We start from the raw sequence: 1,585 nt of genomic DNA, 5'->3' as shown, positions 1-1,585 counted from the left end.
GAGATCACCGCAGCGAGCCAGGAGCAGACCTCGGGCATCGAGCAGATCAACCAGGCCATCACGCAGATGGACCAGGTCACGCAGCAGAACGCCGCGCTGGTCGAAGAGGCCTCGGCCGCCGCCCAGTCGCTGCAGGAGCAGGCCGGCAGCCTCGTGCAGACCGTGAGCATCTTCAAGATCGATGCCAATGCCGTCGCCACGGTGCGCCCGGGCTTTACCCGCATCACCCCCATCCCCCGGCCCGCGAAACCCGCGCGGCCGTTGGCGAAGCAGCCTGCCAAGGCGCTGCCCGCTCGCCGTGCGCCGGCCGCCGCTCCGGCGCCGCAGTTGGCGATGGCCGGCGACCCCAAAGGCGATTGGACCGAGTTTTGACACGAAAGGACTCAAGTCTGGCGATCCGATGCCGATAACAGGATGACGGCGTTGCCGCTTTGCGTGCAACAGCCGCCGTCTCCCGTTATTGAAAGAAGAGAGCGATGAGTTTGAAGGATCTGAAAATCGGCACGCGCCTGGGGCTCGGCTTCGCGGTGATGCTGCTGCTGATGGCTTTCATTGCCGGCACCGGCGTGCTGCGGCTGACCAATGTGGGGCATGCCACCGACGAGATGGTGGAGAAGGCGCTGGTGAAGGAGCGCCTGGCCAACGAATGGCTGAGCAACCTCAGGTCGAACACGGTGGCCAACTTCGCGATGGTCAAGACCACCGATCCCGCCATTGCCGCCTATTTCTCCAAGCTGCAGGCGGCCGGCTCGGCACGCATCAGCCCGGCGCAGAAGAAGCTCGAATCGATGCTGGACACGCCGGAGGAGAAGGCGCTGTATGCCAAGGTGTCGGCCTCGCGCGCCGTGGTGCTCGAGACGGTGGGCGTGCTCAACAAGCTCAAGGACAGCGGCCAGCTCGCCGAAGCCAACACGCTGGTCGACACCAAGTTCAGCGAAGCGCTGGGCGTGTATGGCGGCGCCGTCGAGGCACTGGCCCAGCACCAGCGCGAGAAGATCGATGCCGCCGCCAAGCGCATCGGTGACGACTACATGGCGGGCCGCACCACGCTGATCGTGCTGGCGTCCATCGCCGTCGTGCTCGGCGCGCTGTTCGCCTGGCGCCTGAGCGTGGGCATCGTTCGCCCGCTGGGCCACGCGCTGGAAGTGGCCGAGACCGTGGCGGCCGGCGACCTGAGCGCCGACATCCGCGTGGAAAGCCGCGACGAGGCGGGCCAGTTGATGCAGGCGCTCAAGAACATGAACGAGAGCCTGGCCAAGGTGGTGGGCGAGGTGCGCACCGGCACCGACACGATTGCCACGGCGTCCAGCCAGATCGCTTCGGGCAACCAGGACCTGTCGTCGCGCACGGAACAGCAGGCCAGCTCGCTGGAGCAGACGGCTGCTTCGATGGAAGAGCTGACTTCGACCGTGAAGCAGAACGCGGACAACGCGCGCCAGGCGAACCAGCTGGCCGTGTCGGCTTCGGAAGTCGCGGTGAAGGGCGGCAGTGTCGTGTCTCAAGTGGTGGACACCATGGGCTCGATCAATGCGTCGTCCAAGAAGATCGTCGACATCATCGGCGTGATCGACGGCATCGCGTTCCA

Annotated in this window: 1 protein-coding gene and 1 pseudogene; both read left to right on the top strand. The window is 66.0% G+C overall.

The annotated features are described in order from the left end of the window. Positions 1-372: pseudogene (locus tag AC1RVW_RS30795) on the top strand (methyl-accepting chemotaxis protein); the annotation flags it as partial. A 104-nt stretch (positions 373-476) separates the two neighbouring features. Then, on the top strand, positions 477-1,585 hold a 1,109-nt coding region (locus tag AC1RVW_RS30790), incomplete at its 3' end, for an MCP four helix bundle domain-containing protein (RefSeq protein ID WP_493204525.1).

This window comes from Variovorax sp. MPBD4-3, assembly GCF_058809745.1.
This window is presented reverse-complemented; position numbering and strand designations above follow the sequence as displayed.